General features: G+C 63.3%; 18 protein-coding genes and 1 pseudogene. 4 read left to right on the top strand and 15 right to left on the bottom strand.

Annotation, left to right across the window (positions count from 1 at the left end; genetic code table 11):
- The 4 genes and pseudogenes from ACX80O_RS14105 to ACX80O_RS14120 all read right to left on the bottom strand — a co-directional run.
- Nucleotides 1–393, bottom strand: a pseudogene (locus ACX80O_RS14105) (hypothetical protein); the annotation flags it as partial.
- Nucleotides 394–445: 52 nt separating this feature from the next.
- Entirely contained in the window at nucleotides 446–1,123 is a 678-nt protein-coding gene (locus ACX80O_RS14110; RefSeq protein ID WP_459308580.1) for a response regulator transcription factor, read from the bottom strand.
- A gap of 27 nt (nucleotides 1,124–1,150) precedes the next feature.
- Nucleotides 1,151–1,894, bottom strand: coding sequence for a DedA family protein (locus ACX80O_RS14115; RefSeq protein ID WP_459333813.1), 744 nt, complete (start codon nucleotides 1,892–1,894; stop codon nucleotides 1,151–1,153).
- Nucleotides 1,895–2,116: 222 nt separating this feature from the next.
- Complete coding sequence (locus ACX80O_RS14120) at nucleotides 2,117–2,737, bottom strand: PepSY domain-containing protein (protein ID WP_459333814.1); 621 nt, start codon at nucleotides 2,735–2,737, stop codon at nucleotides 2,117–2,119.
- Nucleotides 2,738–2,971: 234 nt separating this feature from the next.
- Between ACX80O_RS14120 and ACX80O_RS14125 the strand changes: the two genes are divergently transcribed.
- Nucleotides 2,972–3,682, top strand: coding sequence for a VIT1/CCC1 transporter family protein (locus ACX80O_RS14125; RefSeq protein ID WP_459333815.1), 711 nt, complete (start codon nucleotides 2,972–2,974; stop codon nucleotides 3,680–3,682).
- A gap of 87 nt (nucleotides 3,683–3,769) precedes the next feature.
- Here ACX80O_RS14125 and ACX80O_RS14130 read toward each other — a convergent pair whose 3' ends face one another.
- The 5 genes from ACX80O_RS14130 to ACX80O_RS14150 are packed head-to-tail and all read right to left on the bottom strand — an operon-like array spanning nucleotide 3,770 to nucleotide 6,864.
- Entirely contained in the window at nucleotides 3,770–4,000 is a 231-nt protein-coding gene (locus ACX80O_RS14130; RefSeq protein ID WP_459308573.1) for a ferredoxin, read from the bottom strand.
- Entirely contained in the window at nucleotides 3,997–5,088 is a 1,092-nt protein-coding gene (locus ACX80O_RS14135; protein WP_459308571.1) for an NADH-ubiquinone oxidoreductase-F iron-sulfur binding region domain-containing protein, read from the bottom strand. Before ACX80O_RS14135 ends, ACX80O_RS14130 begins: the two co-directional genes overlap by 4 nt.
- A complete protein-coding gene (locus tag ACX80O_RS14140; RefSeq protein WP_459333816.1) occupies nucleotides 5,079–5,654 on the bottom strand; it encodes a ferric reductase-like transmembrane domain-containing protein in 576 nt (191 codons plus the stop codon). Before ACX80O_RS14140 ends, ACX80O_RS14135 begins: the two co-directional genes overlap by 10 nt.
- Nucleotides 5,651–6,598 carry an FAD:protein FMN transferase gene (locus tag ACX80O_RS14145; RefSeq protein WP_459333817.1) on the bottom strand — a complete coding sequence of 316 codons (948 nt, stop codon included), beginning with the start codon at nucleotides 6,596–6,598 and terminating at the stop codon, nucleotides 5,651–5,653. Before ACX80O_RS14145 ends, ACX80O_RS14140 begins: the two co-directional genes overlap by 4 nt.
- A gap of 2 nt (nucleotides 6,599–6,600) precedes the next feature.
- Nucleotides 6,601–6,864, bottom strand: coding sequence for a hypothetical protein (locus ACX80O_RS14150; protein ID WP_459333818.1), 264 nt, complete (start codon nucleotides 6,862–6,864; stop codon nucleotides 6,601–6,603).
- Nucleotides 6,865–6,998: 134 nt separating this feature from the next.
- Between ACX80O_RS14150 and ACX80O_RS14155 the strand changes: the two genes are divergently transcribed.
- From ACX80O_RS14155 to ACX80O_RS14165, 3 genes are all read left to right on the top strand, one after another.
- The gene (locus ACX80O_RS14155; protein ID WP_459333819.1) at nucleotides 6,999–7,712 is read left to right on the top strand and encodes a DUF305 domain-containing protein; all 714 of its coding nucleotides are present in this window, start codon (nucleotides 6,999–7,001) and stop codon (nucleotides 7,710–7,712) included.
- Between the two features lie 420 nt (nucleotides 7,713–8,132).
- Nucleotides 8,133–8,408 (top strand): SHOCT domain-containing protein, encoded by a 276-nt coding sequence (locus ACX80O_RS14160; RefSeq protein WP_459333820.1) that lies wholly within the window; start codon nucleotides 8,133–8,135, stop codon nucleotides 8,406–8,408.
- Nucleotides 8,405–9,871 (top strand): multicopper oxidase family protein, encoded by a 1,467-nt coding sequence (locus tag ACX80O_RS14165; RefSeq protein ID WP_459333821.1) that lies wholly within the window; start codon nucleotides 8,405–8,407, stop codon nucleotides 9,869–9,871. The genes ACX80O_RS14160 and ACX80O_RS14165 overlap by 4 nt, the downstream gene beginning before the upstream one ends.
- A 260-nt stretch (nucleotides 9,872–10,131) precedes the next feature.
- Here the strand turns inward: ACX80O_RS14165 and ACX80O_RS14170 are convergent, their stop codons facing one another.
- The 6 genes from ACX80O_RS14170 to ACX80O_RS14195 all read right to left on the bottom strand — a co-directional run bounded on the left by ACX80O_RS14170 (nucleotide 10,132) and on the right by ACX80O_RS14195 (nucleotide 15,553).
- Nucleotides 10,132–11,415, bottom strand: coding sequence for a glycosyltransferase (locus ACX80O_RS14170; RefSeq protein WP_459333822.1), 1,284 nt, complete (start codon nucleotides 11,413–11,415; stop codon nucleotides 10,132–10,134).
- Nucleotides 11,416–11,480: 65 nt separating this feature from the next.
- Nucleotides 11,481–11,633 (bottom strand): hypothetical protein, encoded by a 153-nt coding sequence (locus tag ACX80O_RS14175; RefSeq protein ID WP_459333823.1) that lies wholly within the window; start codon nucleotides 11,631–11,633, stop codon nucleotides 11,481–11,483.
- 327 nt (nucleotides 11,634–11,960) lie between these two features.
- Nucleotides 11,961–12,872, bottom strand: a complete 912-nt coding sequence (locus ACX80O_RS14180; protein ID WP_459308557.1) for an NAD(P)-dependent oxidoreductase — start codon at nucleotides 12,870–12,872, stop codon at nucleotides 11,961–11,963.
- Nucleotides 12,869–13,519: a DAK2 domain-containing protein gene (locus ACX80O_RS14185; RefSeq protein WP_459333824.1), complete on the bottom strand. Its 651-nt coding sequence runs from the start codon at nucleotides 13,517–13,519 to the stop codon at nucleotides 12,869–12,871. The genes ACX80O_RS14180 and ACX80O_RS14185 overlap by 4 nt, the downstream gene beginning before the upstream one ends.
- A gap of 7 nt (nucleotides 13,520–13,526) precedes the next feature.
- Nucleotides 13,527–14,528 (bottom strand): dihydroxyacetone kinase subunit DhaK, encoded by a 1,002-nt coding sequence (locus ACX80O_RS14190; protein WP_459308553.1) that lies wholly within the window; start codon nucleotides 14,526–14,528, stop codon nucleotides 13,527–13,529.
- Nucleotides 14,529–14,557: 29 nt separating this feature from the next.
- Nucleotides 14,558–15,553 carry an ABC transporter permease gene (locus tag ACX80O_RS14195; RefSeq protein WP_459308551.1) on the bottom strand — a complete coding sequence of 332 codons (996 nt, stop codon included), beginning with the start codon at nucleotides 15,551–15,553 and terminating at the stop codon, nucleotides 14,558–14,560.
- Between the last annotated feature and the right edge of the window lie 25 nt (nucleotides 15,554–15,578).

Here is a 15,578-nt window from a genome sequence, read left to right on the forward strand (position 1 = left end):
CTCAGGCAGCCCGATACCGGTTGCCGCTGTGAGGTAATCGTCAAAGTCGACAATGCTCAGTGGGCCCGGCTGGGCGGATACGTAGGTTTCCCCTGGTGAAAGTGCGCCTTCGGCGTAGAGGGGTTCGGTGAAGGCATCATCGGAGGTCGCTTCCAGGGTGCCGTCGGGGCGCAGGATCTGGGTGATCTGGGTGTCGGTGCCGGTGATGTCACCGGCAATATCGACGCTGTCATCCTCACTGATCTGCTCCACAACTGAATCCAGGTGCTGAATAGCCAGGTCACGCGCGTTGTCCAGCAGAGACGAGCGCAGGAGGATCAGCAGCACCACCCCGGCGATCGTGAGCACGATGGCCAGAGTAGCGACGGCCGCGGCTGTGGCTTGTTTACGCACCCCCCATATGCCCTGTAGCCGTCCCCTGCTGCGGGGACGTGGCCGGACGGGATCAACGTTCATCGGAGACCAGGCAATACCCCATACCGCGCACGGTTTTCAGGGTATTCATGCCGAACGGCGTGTCGATTTTTTTGCGCAGGTACCCCATGTAGACCTCGACCACGTTGTCGCTGCCCTCGTAGGCGGAATCCCACACGTTATCGAGGATCTCGGCCTTGGAGACCACCTGATCATGGCTGCGCATCAGATACTGCAGGATTGCGTACTCTTTCGGCGTCAGCGCCAGCACGGTGTCCCTCCGGGTGACCGTTCGGCGGACCGGATCCAGAACCAGTGAACCCACGGCAAGGTTGACCGGGCGTTCGGGAGCGCCCCTCCGGATCAACGCCCGGAGGTGCGCGACCAGAACAATGAAACTGAACGGTTTGGTCAAATAATCATCAGCCCCGAGGTCGAAGGCATCCGTTTGATCGTATTCGCCGTCCTTGGCGGTCAGCATCAGGACTGGGGTCCAGATTTTAGCTTCCCTGATTTCCTTCAGGATCTGATAGCCGTGCTTTCCCGGCAGCATGATGTCCAGCACCGCGACGTCGTAGGGGTTCTCCAGTGCCAGCCAGGCCCCGGTCACGCCGTCATTGGCAACGTCGACCACGAACCCCTCATTGGTCAGGCCGCGGCGGATGGACTCCGCGAGATCTTTTTCGTCCTCGACCAACAGAATCCTCACAGTGGTTCTCCTTCGTTAGCGCCCATCCTAGTCAACGCCGTTACCGACCCTGCCCGTGGAGGACCCGGAGAGACTGGGTTCAGCCTCCCCAAGGACTGCAACGGCGGGGCTTGTTTCCGACCGATTCCGGCGAACCTGCCGGAGGATTTCGATCACCGTCGGAACCACCGAGACGGCAACAATGACCAAGGCAATCAGCTCCACATGCGCCGTGATGAACGGGACACCACCGAGAAGGGACCCGGCGATCGTCACCCCGGCCCCCCACAGCACAGCGCCGAGAACATTCCAGAGCAGAAACTTCCGGTACGGGTAGTGGGCGGTACCAGCCGCCAGCGGGACAAAGGTCCGCGCGAACGGCACGAAACGTGCCAAAACCAGGGACCGGCCCCCATAACGGGCGAAAAAGCCTTCCGCGCTGGCTAGATGCCGGGACCTCAGCACACGGGCATCGTCGGTGAACAGGCGGCGCCCGAAACGACGGCCCAGCCAGTACCCCACCTGGTCCCCCACAATCGCAGCTACCACAATGACTGTGACCAACACGGCAAGGTTCAGCCCAAGACGGGCATGCAACAGGCCGGCCGTGAAGATCAGCGAATCCCCCGGCAGGAAGGGGAAAAGAACCCCTGATTCGATGAACACCATGCCAGCCACTACCCCCAGAGCCCACCCTCCCAGGCCCTGCAACAAGGCAGCGGGATCCGTGAGGTTCGACCACGGGACGGCGGTCGCCACATCGGCAACAGCGATGGGTAGGTAAACGGTCATCGGAAGAATCCCCTCAGATATGGATAAGAAGCGGTGGACTTACGTTCCTGCCAGCCTGCACCAGGGTTGCTGAAGGAACCCTGAGAACGCTTGACCGGAGGTTTGGTTTGCTGCATGCCTCCCGTGCTGGTGCTGATCCGGGACGCAGGCCGGCCGCACACCGTTTGGGGGCGGGTGTGCGACCGGGGTCTTATTTGGATGTGGATGATGTTGTTCGGGTTGTTAGTTGGTTTCCGCTGATGCGGCCTCCTGCGCGTCGTCCTGTTCGCCGTCGGCTTCGTTGTCTGCGCCGGTCTGGTCATCTGCGGTTTCGCCCGTTTCTCCGGACTCGTCCTCAGCACTCTCACCGGCTTCGCCCGATTCGTCCTCTGTTTCCTCGGACGCTTCGTCTTCGCCGGCCTCGGTGGCCAGGACAGTAGCGTTGCCGGCGTCGACCTCGACCTCGGTCAACACTCCGGCACCGTCCTTGACGGTCACCTCGTAGACGACCGACCCGTTCTCGTCACCGAGTTCGGTGGAGACCACACTGGATCCTGGTGCCGATCCGGTGGCGGCGGCTTCGGCGGCCTTCGCGTCGATGGTCGCCAGCTTCGCAAGCTGTGCAGACTCGTCTGCCTCGGACTGCTCGGTTGCCGACTCGGGAGCAGTGATAGATCCGTTGAGCTTCGGTTCCTGCTTCTCGTCCGCTTCGTTGCCGTCTTGGCTGGCCTGGACCGGCGGGGTTGGCGCGACGGTCGCAGCATTCGCGGCGGTCAGTCCGACCGCTGCGGTTCCTCCGATCAGTGCAATCCCTGCAAGGGAGCCGACGAGCATCTTCTTTTTGTTGCTGGGGGTGGCGTTCATGGTGGTGCCTTTCAGTGAGGACTTGGACCCTCCCGGTATTGCTGTCTTCCGTTCAGGTCCGGCCCCGTTTCCCGGTGCCTGTAACCACTCTGACCCCTGCCTGCTTAGAGAACGCTGAGAGACCCTGAGAGCCAGATAAGGACCAACCCGCACGCAGCCGGAACCCAGTGCCGCTTATGCTCCTCAGGTAGATGGAGTTGCGGTACGCTCTGGACTTGAAACAAAGGAGTACTTATGCCTGTGCATGCGTATCCTGAGCCTCACGTCTCAGGAATGTCCGGACGTCTGAACGCGCTTCGCGCCGCGGTCCTCGGCGCCAATGACGGCATTTTGTCGATGGCAGGACTGGTGATCGGTGTCGCCGGTGCCAGCACCGAGGTTCAGCCGGTGTTCATCGCAGGGATGGCCGGCCTAACAGCCGGTGCGGTTTCCATGGCATTGGGTGAATACGTTTCGGTGAGCAGCCAACGCGACAGCGAGAAGGATTTGATTGCCAAGGAAATACGTGAACTCGCCGAGAACCCGGAATCCGAACTGGAAGAATTGGCCGGGCTCTATGAGCAGCAAGGTCTCAGCAGTACCACGGCAACTGCGGTGGCGCGGGAACTGACGGCCAGGAATCCTCTCAAGGCCCACTTGCGAATGGAACTTGGCGTGGATGAGGAGGAACTGACTAACCCGTGGCACGCCGCCGTGTCCTCGGCCGTGGCCTTCCTGCTGGGTGGGCTTCTGCCGGTCCTGGCGATCCTGCTCTCCCCTGTTCAGGCGAGGGTGTGGATCACCTATGGCATCGTGTTAGTCGCGTTGGCGCTGACCGGTGCGGCCGGGGCCAAAATCGGCGGCGGGTCAGTCCGGAAAGCAGCCCTGCGGGTAGTGGTCGGCGGGGCTGTGGGGCTGATGATCACGTACGGCATCGGATTGCTGTTCGGAGCCACAGTCCTCTGACCGGACTTCCAGCAGTATCCCGGCCCGGGGCAGGAGTACAGCCCTCGCGCCCTCTACGGGAGCGGATAAGGTTTCGGTCACGACCGGTTAGTGATTGGCGCTCCAGTAGAGGGCGCGCGCCGGGCAATACTTCACGGCTAGTCGCGCCTCACGGCTCTCCGTGGCGGGACCGCTGAGTATCGGGTAGCCCCATTCGTCGAGGATGATGTGTTCGGGCAGGAGGGTCGCGCACACCCCGTGCCCGGTGCAGGCGATCCGGTCCACCGCAAGGAACCGTCCAGTCACTTCCCCTGCCTCGGCGCTGGTTTCATTGCTCATGCTGCGGCGCCCCGTTGCCGGATCGTGCAGAAACCATCGGCATGTTCTTCCAGGTGCACGGCGAACACAGTCAGGGCGCTGGCAGTGAACGCTGCGATACCGTCCGGGAAGTGGCAGGCTCCCCGCCCCGGCAGCAGGCCAATACGCTGCTTGAGGTCCTGCAGGACGCGGGGCCCTCCAGTTCCGCTCGCAAGCTGATGGAAACCGTGCGACACAGCCGGCACACCGAACATGCAGGGCCCGCACTGCCCGGCGGATTCTCCCGCGGCCCAGGCGAGCATCCCGGACACCGTGTCGACAGGGCAGGAGCCAGGGGCGAGCACGTTGATGACTCCGGGGCCGATGACTGCGTCCGCTGTTGCCAGGGATGGACTGGAGTAGGCCAGGCCCGGCACCCTGTCCATCGGGATGAAGCTCCCGCCCAGGCCACCAATATTCAGGGCGGAGGAACCAGGGTCGGCGTGACCGGCCAAGGCGAGGATGTCCGCCAGTGGTGGTCCGGCCTGTGTTTCGTAGACCCCAGGGGAAGGTACCGCCCCGATGATGGTGACCATGCGTGGGCCGGGGTCCAGGGGGGTGCCGAAGGAACGGAACCACGCCGGGCCGTGCTGCTCAATCTGGGCGATGCGCAGCACCGTTTCGGCGTTCAGCACCAACGCGGGACGGGTGTTTTTACCGTCAGGGGTGCGCCCGCCCTCCACGAGTCGCGTGCGCTTGGTCATCGGCCTTGCCTGCCCGCCACGCTGTAAAGCGACGAGGGCGCTGGCCTCGGAGGAAACGTACCGGTGCGGGACGGGCAGCACCCTTTTGCCGTGTGCCAGCAGGAACTTCTCGGCATCCGTTCCGGCGTGGACAGCGTACGTCGCCTGCTTTAGCTGTGTCAGCCGGACACCGTGGTCCACCTCGGCCAGATACCGTTTCAGCACGTAAGCGTCTTTGGCTGCACCGATTTCCCCGTCGCAGGCGTTGATGATCAGTTCCGCCCCGGCACGCTGTGCTGCGGCGAGCTTCACCGCAGTGGGAAATGCTGAACCGCCACGACCGGTAAGCCCCGCCGCTACGAGGTCGTCGATGATGGTCACTGCCATGGCTGTGCCCCGATCCGGTGCCGCAGGGTTTCATCGGGTTGCCGGGACGAGAGCCGGAAAATCACGGCACCGGTCCCTGCCGCCAGGCAGGCGATGCTCACGGCCCGAAGGGCCCAGGCGCTGCCTGTTCCCAGGGCGATGCCGTGCACGACCGCGGCCGGCCACAACACATAGGAAACGGCGTGGACACGCGCCCACCACGGATCCGGTACCCGTTGCCGCAGCATGGATGTCACTGTCACAGCGATCAGCAAATCGAAAGCAATAGTACCGAGGCCCACCCAGGCCAGCTCATACCCGGAGGTGAAGGGTACGACGGCGGACATCCACCCGATGTCCACGTAGGTTTCAAGAACGGCGGTGACCACATGCACTATCAGGAACACCGTCATACCCAGGGCAAGGTTGCGGTGCAGGCCGGTGATCACGGTGGTCTGCGTGCCCTCCGGACGCCTCCGCCCCGAGGTGACCACACCAAGGATGAACACCACAGTCAACAACACTATGGCGGTGATTCCGGTGGCCCGGGATAGCACCCAGAGGACCTCATTGACGGCCGGGGTCACATCATCGCTCCCGCGCTGCCACCGGTGGCAGCCTCATCAGTGCTCGGCCAGCCCCCCGTGCGGACCACCGCCCCGTCCGGGCGCCTGAGCCGTGCACTGATTCCGTTGAAAGCCAACCATCCCGGGGCCTCTTCGCCCAGAATGACAGCAGCGGTCGAGGCAGCGTTGGCCTCCACCACGGTCGCGCCAGCGCACGTTACTTCCGCCCACACCGGTACCGCGGTGTCCCCGGTCCGGGGATCAAAAATGTGGTGGATACGCTCACCGCCGCGGATCCAGGTCCGTAACCGGGTAGAAGAAGTGGCCAGTGCCTGACGATGGATCGTGACGACCTGGCCGATGGTCCCACCGGCCTGTTCCACCCCCACCAGCCAACCGCCAGCCGGTGGACTCCCAGCGACGGCGATATCCCCACCCAGATCGACCAGAAACCCCCCGGGCAAGGTTTGGGCCAGGGTCCCAGCGATGCTGTCCGCGGCATAGGCTTTGGCGCTGGCCCCAAAGTCAAGGACCATTCCCTGCGGTACGCCCAACACGCCCGTTACAGGATCGAAATAGAGGAGCTTCCACCCGGGCGCTGGTACCGGGCGGTTGGGCATCGTCCAGTCGTCTCTGCTAGCGACAGCGCTCATGTCGACATCGTACCCGGAGCGGATCAACGCGGAACCGATAGTGGGATCAACGAGCCCATCGGTCAACTCCGCGGTTTCCAAGGCAGCCCCCAACACCTCGGCGAACAGCGCGCTGACGTCGACCGTGACCGGACCCGATACTGCTCTCCGGTTGATGACGCCAAGCTCGGAATCGGCCCGGAACCGGGAGACCGAATCATCCAGTCCCCGCAGATAGGTGCGGACGTACTCCGCCGCGGGTTCCAGCCTCAGTTGCTCCGTGACATGTAAACCCACCGTGGTCCCAATCGCGGGGAACGTGAGCGAATACATGCTCAGGACCCCTTGGTCGTGACCTGAGGCTGGGCCTGCTGGGTGTGTTGCGGCGCGTTCAATGGGGCCGCACTCCTACTGAAGCCCTGCCCACCGGTGGACACCACCCCCTGCTGCACCGTCTGCTGCGCAGGCTGCTGGGTTGCCTGTTGCCCAGCTACGAGACCGGCACTCATCCCCGCGGTGGCCAGACCGGCCACCAGCAGCCCTCCCACCGTCCACTGCTGAATAGACCGCAAAGCCCGGGTCCGTGAATTGTTCATCATTGCTTTCCTCCTCTCAGCGTCCGTTAAGCATCACCCCCGCATGCTTAACGAACGCTGAGAGGCGCCGAAGGACGACAAAAGCGCAGCAGCCGCTGCGGCTGATAGTTCACCCACACCCCGAAGGAACCAAACTCATGAAGAAGACCCTGATCATATCCGCGACAGTACTGGCCGCAGCTGGCCTCGCATTGAGCGGTTGCAGCGTTAATCCTGGCATTGACCCAGCCAGCACGCCGGGCCCGTCCGCCACCTCAAGCAGCAGCACGCCGGGCCCGTCCGCCACCTCAAACAGCAGCACGCCGGGAATGTCCGGAATGCCGGAGATGTCAGGGGACGGCACAAACACCACCCCGGCAACGCCGGACGGCGGCACCAAATCCGCGGGCGATAACCACAACGCCGCGGACACGACGTTCGCCCAGCTGATGATCCCCCACCACGAAGATGCCATCACCATGAGCGATGGCCTCCTCGGAAAGGAAGGCATCGATTCCCGGGTGATGGCCCTGGCCGACCGAATCAAAGCCGAACAAACCCCCGAAATCGATCAGCTCAACGCTTCCCTGGAAGCATGGGGCGAACCGGCGGGCATGCCCGGCGGGATGGACGGGTCAATGGGCGGATCGATGGGAGGGGGCGATATGCAGGCGCTGGACGCCGCGCAAGGCACGGAAGCGTCGACGGTCTTCCTGGAACAGATGATCATCCATCACACCAGCGCCATCGCCATGGCCGAACAGGAAGCCGCCAATGGATCGGATGCTGACACGGTCAAATTGGCCGAAAGCATCGTGTCTTCGCAGAAGGCTCAGATCCAGGAAATGAAGGATCTGCTCACCACCCTGTGACGAAGCGCGGGCAGGTGCCGACGGTTGCAATGAGGTCGTCCTGCTTGGCCCCGCGGTGTGGTTGCTGTCTTTGCAGGGGAGGGAGGGCCCGCTGATCGGTGACTCCACCTTGCAGGGGTTCGGAGTCAGGTCATGGCCATCGAGGTCCAAGGAAACGCAGATTCTTCCGCGGATACCCCCAGCGGTATAATAGTTTATGTAGGCAGCCAGAAGAGTTCCTCCGCATCATGTTCCACCAACTTCCTATAAGGAGACTTTCATGCCCTTCGAGCGCACCTATAACCAGCGCCACTCCCCAGCCAGCTACTCTGCCCCGCGCCATACTGCCGGTCAGGCCCTGGTTGTCGATCAGAACGACGACGATCGGTGGCGAGCGGGCAACCCAGCGGTAACGGGACGACGGAATGGGACGAAATCATAATGGATGGCAATGGAATGGTCGGTATGGGGTTGGGTTGGATCTTCTGGCCCCTGCTGATCATCGGGGTACTGATGCTGGCGTTCGTCCTGGTGAGGTCTTTCACTGGGTCCGCCCGCGCAGACCGTGGTAGCGCGCCGGGTGGAGACTTCACCCCGCCAACGGGCGCGGGTCCGGGCGGCGCCCGGGAGATCCTTGAAGAGCGGTACGCCCGCGGCAAGATCAGCACCGAGGAATACCGCGAACGACTGCGGACCCTTCAGGAGGGAGACCGGTGAGCCAACTCACGCGCCGGCAGTTGCTGGTCCTGGGCCTCGCTGGTGCCGGAATGACGGCAACCGGCGGAGCCGGGCTGTGGTGGTCCAACAGCGGCGCCACCCTCGGGGGCGGTCAGAAGTTGCTGCAGCCGAAGGTGCTCACCAGCGCCAAGGGGATGCTCCAGTTCGCTTTGGAAGCCGCCCCTGCCCGCGTTGAGGTCGGCGGCCAGCCCGCCAACGTCCAGGCCTTCAATGGGTCCTTACCCGGACCCACCCTACGTGTGCGCGGCGGGGACACGATCCGGGTGGAAATGACCAACAAGCTGGAGGCACCCACGAACCTGCACGTGCACGGGCTGCATGTCTCGCCCCTGGACAACGGGGATAACCCGTTCGTGAGCATCGATCCTGGGGAGTCCTTCAACTACGAGTTCATCCTGCCGGCTGATCACCCGCCGGGCACCTACTGGTACCACCCGCACCGTCACGGTCACGTTGCCGACCAGTTGGCCGCTGGACTCTACGGGGCCATCGTGGTGGAGGATCCCGATCCGATACCGGTGAGCCGGGAGCGGGTGCTGGTGGTATCGGACCTGTCCTTGGACGCGTCCGGGAACCTGTCGGAGGTCACTGCCATGGAGCAAATGATGGGCCGCGAGGGGCAGATTGTGCTGGTCAACGGCCAGATCAGCCCGCAACTCACCGCCGCGCCGGGGGAACGGGAGCGATGGCGGATCGTCAACGCCTGCGCCGCCCGCTATTTGCGCCTATCCCTCGATGGACAAGGCGTACGGTTGCTCTCCTTCGACCTGGGCCGAGTACGTGAACCAGCAGAAGTGACCGAAGTGGAACTGGCGCCGGGCAACCGGGTGGAACTGCTCGTGGACACCCGTAAAGGCACCTCCACCCTGGTGGCGGCGCCCGTAGATCGCGGCGGGATGGGCGGGATGATGGGTGCTGGCAACGATCAATCTGACAACAGCGATCCAGTCGATCTATTGCGCCTTGACGTGTCCGGAGATGTGGTAGCAACCCTCCCGGAGGTTCCCGCCGGGCCTGCGCTGCAGGACCTGCGGAACGGGACAATCACCGGCCGCCACACCCTGGACTTCGACATGGGCATGAGCGGCGGCATGGGCAATGGCAGCGGTGGGAACATGATGTCATTCACCATCAATGGCAAGGCGTTCGATCCAGACCGGCTCGACACCGCAGTGCAGGCTGGTGGGATTGAGGAGTGGACCCTGACCAACTCCAGTTCCATGGACCACCCCTTCCACCTACACGTGTGGCCGATGCAGGTAGTCCAGGATGGGGCCCGCGACCTGAGCGAGCCTACCTGGCAGGACGTCGTGAACATCCCGGCTCGCAGCCAGGTAAAAGTACTGGTGGCCTTCGATGATTTCCAGGGCCGCACCGTCTACCACTGCCACATCCTCGACCACGAGGACCTCGGCATGATGGGCACCGTCGAAGCCCGCTAGCCTCGAGCCAAAGCCCCGCAACGCGTTTCTTCGCGCTCACCGCCTGATCGGTTCCGGCGTAATAGGACAGCAGTGCAAGAGGGTCTCGCTTGTCTGAGCCGTGTTGCTCGCAAAGCCAGTCCCTCACCGCGGCTGTTCGCGTCTCACACGGGATCTTTTCCGGCAGTCCTCGCCGAAGAGTCGGGCGGTCTGGTACGGCTGGTCGGGGCCGACGAAGAGCGCCAGGTCTTTCGTCATGGCACACTCAGTGCACAATGCAGTCAGCTTCGCACCATGGCTTCAGCTTCGTCGGCCGCGCTGGGCGTTGAGATGGCTTCCTGGGCAAGGATGTGTGCGAAATGGCGAGCCGCTGCCGCATAGTGAGGATCGTCCAAAAGGTCGGCAACGGCTGCCGCGATCTTGTCTGGCGTCGACTTTGCGCTCAGGCGTATGCCGGCGCCCTGCCGGAGAGCTCGCACCGTGTTGTCCTTCTGGTCGCGGCCCATCGGTATGCACACCAGCGGGACACCGGCCGCAAGAGCCTTGATCATTGTGCCGTGGCCGGCATGAGTGATGACGACAGATGCCTCGGGAAGTATCCGGCTGTGCGGCGCCGCCTGAACGACGTCGACATTGGGTGGCGCCTCGATTTCGTCCGGATCTACCGCAGTGCCGGTTGTCATTAGCCCCCGGACAGGTAGCTGGCCCAGCGCCCGAGCGATGCGCTGGAGAAGGCCGACCTGGTGTTGGAAGATCGAACTGGTGGCGACGAGGACGAGCGGGTCGGTGCCCTGAGAATGCCACTCGGCGGTTGCCCAAGCGGGATCGTCGAGCTGCGGCCCTACGTATCTGACATTAGCTGGCAGCCGGGGAGCGACGAAGTCGAACGACGGACTGGTCATGACCAAGACCTTGGTGCATCGGTCGAACAACTCGAATACGTCGTGCAGCGGCGGCTGTCCGTAGCTGGCCAGCACGGCGTTGAGCCGTGGCAGGGTGCGGTCCAGGAGCCACGAAACGGTTCTCGGGGCCAGCGTGTCCCTCGTCCGGCGAAGCACCCCCGGGCCTGGTGACCAGCCGGTCCCCATCAGGGGCAGGCCCGGCGTCGGCCGCAGGTAGGTCTGTGCAAGCAAAGCGGCGGTCGGAAGGCCGGTCGATTGGGCCCCGATCAGAATTCCCGGCAAGCCATCCGCTAGGACGGCATCCACAGGGAACTCGCGAATGGTCGCCACGACGTCATTGGCGAAGCGCCTGGTCATTTCTTTCCCGGCGGCAAAGTCTTTGGCCGCCCGGAAGGCGCGCACGGGGTTGCGCCCCTCTAACGCGGCGATCAGGGCCGTCTGCTCGTGTCGGGAGTTGACGTGGGGCGCATCCCTCCACGGGCTGAAAGCGCAACCAGCCGATCTGGCCGACGCTTCGATCGTCGGATCGGCCAGTACGTGCACCTCATGGCCCCGCCGGACGAGCTCGGCGGCGAGACCGATCGCTGGCGGGACGGTTCCTCCGCCGTCGATCACGGCCAACAGGAACCGGGCACCGCCTTGCCCCGGGTGTTCAGTCATCATCGGCCGGCGCCAGATCAAAGTATGCCGCGCTGACCATCAGCGTCTCGTCGACCATAGCCATCTCCTCACTGATCGGCGTCGCGCAGCAGGTTGATGCAGAACGCCAGCGGGCCTTCGTCGTCGCCCCACATGAGATTATCCTCGGGTGCATGAATTGCGACAAGGCGAATTCCATGGCCGCCTATGGGCAGTTTTTCATGGCCGCAAACGATGCCCAAGAGCGTCCGCCGTCAGCATGCGACCTCTGGGACAAGATGCCGGTCAATGGAATTTGCTAATGAGCTCGACGAGATTTTGCGCCTGGAGACCGGAACACGACAAGTCCGTATCGAACCTTCGCGTCTGCTTTCTTAAAGCCGGCTGTCCCGGTCCTCGGCGGCCAAGCAAAACACATCCGCCCTCCCGAAGGAGGGCGGATGTGTGGGCGTCGATTCTTTCATCTGTGGATCGGCCGCCCATCTAAAGCGGGGCCAGCTGCACTTCGACTTGCAGCTGGGTGAGCGTCCCTCCCGGGACGCCTCTCCCAGTTTGCGTGGACAGTCCTATCAGTGACTTTGCGTTGTCAGCTCGCTGGTGGCCAGCGAGACCCCGGCCTCCGCCGCGATCGATTTGATCAGAGCCGACGCGTTCTCTTCCGACCACCCAGCGTCGACTGCAGCATCAACATACTTCCCTGCGGCGGTGACTCCGGGCACAGCTACACCAAGACCGGATGCGAAATCCTGGATAAGACGGCTGTCCTTCTGCATCAGCTTGAGAGCGAATGACGGCGAATAGTCGTCGGCGAGGACCGAGGGCCCGACGCCATCGAAAATGGGCGAACGGAAGTCTGTGACTTTGAGTACGCCAAGCACCTTGTGGAGGTCCAGACCGGCGCGAGCGGCCAACGTAAGCGACTCGCCCAGGGCCAGAAGCTGCGATGCGACAACCAGGTTGCCGACGAGCTTCATCCGAACGCCCGATCCTCCGGGACCCATCAGGTGAACGGTCTCGCTGATCGGCTCCAGCACGCTCAAAGCTTCGTTGAAGGTGTCCTCGTCACCCCCGACGACGATCCAGAGGCCGCCGTTGTTGGCCTCGCCGCGTGAGCCGAAGACAGGAGCGTCGAGGAAGCGCAAGCCTTTCGACTCGAGTGCTTCGCGCTCGACCGCGCTCGCCTCCGGGCTGATGGTCGAGAGGTCGATCACGATGGGGTTGCCGTCGATGACGGCCGCAAGACCGTCCTCGCCAAGGACCACGGACTGGACTGCCACGTCGTCGCTGAGGCAATACATCACCACCGCTGCGCCCGTCACCGCACGGGCAATGGTGGGAGCGGACGTCGCCCCCGCAGCGACTGCTGATTCGACGGGTGCCTCCGAGCGGTTCCAGACGGTGACGTCGTGCCCTGCTGCGATTAGGTTCTTGACCATGCCGAGACCCATGGTCCCGAGTCCGAGGAATGCGATTTGCGTCATTCTGTGTGACCTCCTGTTTGTGATGAAGCCAGTGGCGCGTTCGCCGAGGCCCACGACTGCAGGAACCTCAGGAACGCAGTTGCGCCCGGGTCCTGCAGTCCGATGCTGCGTTCCTGCATCCACGATGCCCTGCCGCGGCGGGATTGGAGTTCCTTCGAGGCGATAACACCGCTTTCGGCGGCGCTTATGGCGGCGTCGAGCGCCTTTGCCCCCGGCCCAGCCTCGAGAAGTGCTTCGGCAGCTGGGAACATTGCGTCCAGGATCGTTTTGTCGCCGACCTGTGACTTGCCGCGCTGGCTGATCGATTCGGCCGCAGCGATTGCGAATTGTCCAACCTGATCGCCCGCTATGGATGGCGTGTCACCCCACACGCGCGAACCCGCGAGTAGCGCGCCGGCCACCAGAGCCGCCATAGTCGACGGGTTAGCGTTCGCGAACGCCTTGGCACAGGCCAGGACGACATCCGACGGGGTGGCGCCCGTCGGCAGGGCTTCCAGCGACTCGACGGCCGCCGCTGCTCCCAACGAGACGGTAATGCCCAGGTCGCCGTCACCGAGGGCTTGGTCAAGATCGCCAAGTTCTTCCGAATAGGTGGTGAATTCGCGAAGGCAATTGCGGATCGCGATGCTGAGTTCGTTTCCATTCATGACTTGCTCACGCTTCCTTGAAGAACGGGGATTCGGCTGGCGCGTTGAGCAGGGCAAGCCGCTCGTCATTCAACGCCAGCAGAGAGATGGAGGCCCCCGCCATTTCCAGGCTGGTGGCGTACTCCCCGACGTAGATTTTGTCGATAATGATTTCCTGATCGGTGAGCAGCGTGTGCACGCGGCGGAACAGGAGGTAGAGCTCTTCGAGCGGAGTTGCCCCCATGCCGTTGACGAGCACTGCAACCCGATCCCCCGCGCCGATACCGAGGTCAGCCACGAGACGTTCGGTGATGCGTTCCGCAATCCGGTCCGCCGTCTCCAAGGCGCCGCGATGGAACCCGGGCTCGCCATGAATGCCGATCCCCACCTCCATTTCACCCTCGTCGAGCTCGAAGCTCGGCTTGCCGGTCGTGGGCAGGATCGTCGGGGAGAGACCGATTCCCATCGTGGCTGTGTTGTCGATGATGTCTTCCGCCACCGCGGCCACCTGATCGAGCGAGTCGCCGCGCTCTGCAGCGGCGCCGGCTGCCTTGAAGGCAAACATGATTCCGGCGACACCCCTGCGGTCTGCGGAACGTTCCTTGGGCTGACTTGCCACATCGTCTCGGCCGACCGCGGTCACCGTGGCAATGCCTTCGAGTTCGGCCATGTCGGCCGCGAGATCGAAGTTAAAGACATCGCCACCGTAGTTGCCATACAGGTAAAGAACGCCCGCGCCTCCGTTGACCGCTTTGGTCGCTTCCAGCACCTGAGACGACGAGGGGGACGAGAAGACGTTCCCGATCGCCACGCCGTCGCAGAGGCCCCGTCCGACGTATCCCTTGAAAAGCGGGAGGTGCCCGGACCCGCCGCCTGTGACGATGCCGACTTTGCCAACGACCGGAGCGTCGGCACGCACCAACACCCGCCGATCATCCGCGGGAGTTTTTACGAGGTCGGGATGGGCCAACAGAATTCCTTCGACGAACTCGTCGACGAAGGCGCCTGGTTCATTAATGATCTTCTTCATAGTTCTTGGTCCTTTTTTCGAGATCAGGTTCAGTGGATGACGGGCTCGGTGGAGGGGGCCTCAGTGGCCGGTTGGGATCCAGCTTTCTTCGACCGTTTGGTGCGCGTAGACGAAACCGAATCGAGAATCATCACTCCGATCAGAATTACACCCTGGGCGATCGCGTACTCGTACGACGAGAGCCGGATGGCGGTGAACCCACTGGACACAACCTGCAGGGTGAGTGTCGCGAGGACAACGCCAGCGACCGATGCGAACCCTCCGGAGGGATTGGTACCTCCCAGCACGGCGATGACAATCACCAGGAGGACGTAGGAGGAGCCGTAGTCGGCCGACGCTGTGGGGTTGCGGGCAAGGAAGAGCAAGCCGGCAAGCCCGGCGAGCAATCCACCCACCATGTAGGTCTTCATGAGCACCGCCCGTCGCGGAATAGCCGAGTATTGCGCGGCGACAGGGTTGGCGCCCTCCAGCTGGATCATTCGGCCGAGGGCCGTGCGATTGATGAGAACAGCGACGAGGGCAGCAACGGCGAGGAAGATAATGAAAAGCACGGGGATGTTGGCGACGGCCGCCTGCCCGATCGTGCCGAGTATGGCCGGCGCGCCGTAGAGTGTCGTGCCGCCCGTCCAGACGATGGCGATCCCGTTGTAGATCTGCATGGTGGCAAGTGTTGCCAGAATCGGGGTGATTCCCACCACGCTCACCAGGAATCCATTGATTGCACCGCCGAGCACTCCGACGGCGAGACCGGCAAGAACAATGACGAAGGCGAGATTGTTTGCCAGGTCCGGGTCGTTCGTAGCTATCGCCGTGTGCAGGGTCGAAATGGTGATGGCGGAGAAATTAGCGACGGCTACCAGTGACAGGTCGATTCCGCCGGTGAGCATGACGACCATCATCCCGATTGCGATGATGCCGATTTCGGGCGCAGCGACAGCGATGTTCTGCAGATTGATCGGACTGAGGAAGACTCCGGGGTTAAGGATGGAGAACAGCGAGATCGCCATAAGCAGCGCAACGACCATCCGTCCTGCACCACGGTTTGCGCCG

It is taken from the genome of Arthrobacter glycogeni (assembly GCF_054511155.1).

Bases quoted from the DNA above. Each gene is read 5' to 3' on its own strand.
- ACX80O_RS14115 (WP_459333813.1), bottom strand. From the start codon at position 1,894: ATGACCGTTTACCTACCCATCGCTGTTGCCGATGTGGCGACCGCCGTC.
- ACX80O_RS14120 (WP_459333814.1), bottom strand. From the start codon at position 2,737: ATGAACGCCACCCCCAGCAACAAAAAGAAGATGCTCGTCGGCTCCCTT.
- ACX80O_RS14125 (WP_459333815.1), top strand. From the start codon at position 2,972: ATGCCTGTGCATGCGTATCCTGAGCCTCACGTCTCAGGAATGTCCGGA.
- ACX80O_RS14130 (WP_459308573.1), bottom strand. From the start codon at position 4,000: ATGAGCAATGAAACCAGCGCCGAGGCAGGGGAAGTGACTGGACGGTTC.
- ACX80O_RS14135 (WP_459308571.1), bottom strand. From the start codon at position 5,088: ATGGCAGTGACCATCATCGACGACCTCGTAGCGGCGGGGCTTACCGGT.
- ACX80O_RS14145 (WP_459333817.1), bottom strand. From the start codon at position 6,598: ATGTATTCGCTCACGTTCCCCGCGATTGGGACCACGGTGGGTTTACAT.
- ACX80O_RS14150 (WP_459333818.1), bottom strand. From the start codon at position 6,864: ATGATGAACAATTCACGGACCCGGGCTTTGCGGTCTATTCAGCAGTGG.
- ACX80O_RS14155 (WP_459333819.1), top strand. From the start codon at position 6,999: ATGAAGAAGACCCTGATCATATCCGCGACAGTACTGGCCGCAGCTGGC.
- ACX80O_RS14160 (WP_459333820.1), top strand. From the start codon at position 8,133: ATGGATGGCAATGGAATGGTCGGTATGGGGTTGGGTTGGATCTTCTGG.
- ACX80O_RS14170 (WP_459333822.1), bottom strand. From the start codon at position 11,415: ATGATGACTGAACACCCGGGGCAAGGCGGTGCCCGGTTCCTGTTGGCC.
- ACX80O_RS14180 (WP_459308557.1), bottom strand. From the start codon at position 12,872: ATGACGCAAATCGCATTCCTCGGACTCGGGACCATGGGTCTCGGCATG.
- ACX80O_RS14185 (WP_459333824.1), bottom strand. From the start codon at position 13,519: ATGAATGGAAACGAACTCAGCATCGCGATCCGCAATTGCCTTCGCGAA.
- ACX80O_RS14190 (WP_459308553.1), bottom strand. From the start codon at position 14,528: ATGAAGAAGATCATTAATGAACCAGGCGCCTTCGTCGACGAGTTCGTC.
- ACX80O_RS14195 (WP_459308551.1), bottom strand. From the start codon at position 15,553: ATGGTCGTTGCGCTGCTTATGGCGATCTCGCTGTTCTCCATCCTTAAC.